Annotated in this window: 1 pseudogene; it reads right to left on the minus strand. The window is 47.8% G+C overall.

What is annotated here, in order from left to right:
- Positions 1-615: pseudogene (gene mukB / locus R7P74_RS27500) on the minus strand (chromosome partition protein MukB); the annotation flags it as partial.

Below are 615 nucleotides of genomic sequence, written 5' to 3' on the forward strand. Positions count from 1 at the left end.
CGTTTCGATTTGCATCGCATGACGTTCGCGTTCTTGTTCAAACGTGATTTCGTCAGTCAGCTCAACATGGAACTGTTTTTGATATTCCTTGACCAATTCACGAGCTTGACGCTGTTGGTTTAAGCTACGTTCGAGGTCGCGATGTTGAGCACGCCATTGTTGTTCGTTTTGTGCGATTTGCTGAGATTCACGCGCTTTCGTAATGACGATTTTCGCTTGTTCAGCCGCATCTTTACGTTCGACTTGCCCAACGATACTTTGTACGAGCTTCAGCGCAGTTTCAAATTGCTCTGCTGCTGCAGAAGACATATCCAACTTGTGCTTAACCGATAGCAGCGCGTTAGTGCTTTCTGATTCTTTGTTCTTAAGCTCAGAAACAAGTGCTTGCGCGGACTCTGCCGTCAGGCAGTCATCACCAAGTAGTTGTTTCGCTTTCTCAAGTGCCTGAACCGCTTGTTGGTATTGAAGAGCACGAGTTTGCTGAACGTCTAGTGCTTGTTGGTAGTCAGCCAGTTGCGTCTTGAGGCTGTCCACCTCTTCTTCTGCAACGGTTGCTTGCTCTTCCACCATCATCACGCGTTCTTGCGCTTCTTCAACGACCATCATCTGCTCTTC

Source organism: Vibrio sp. 2033 (assembly GCF_033339735.1).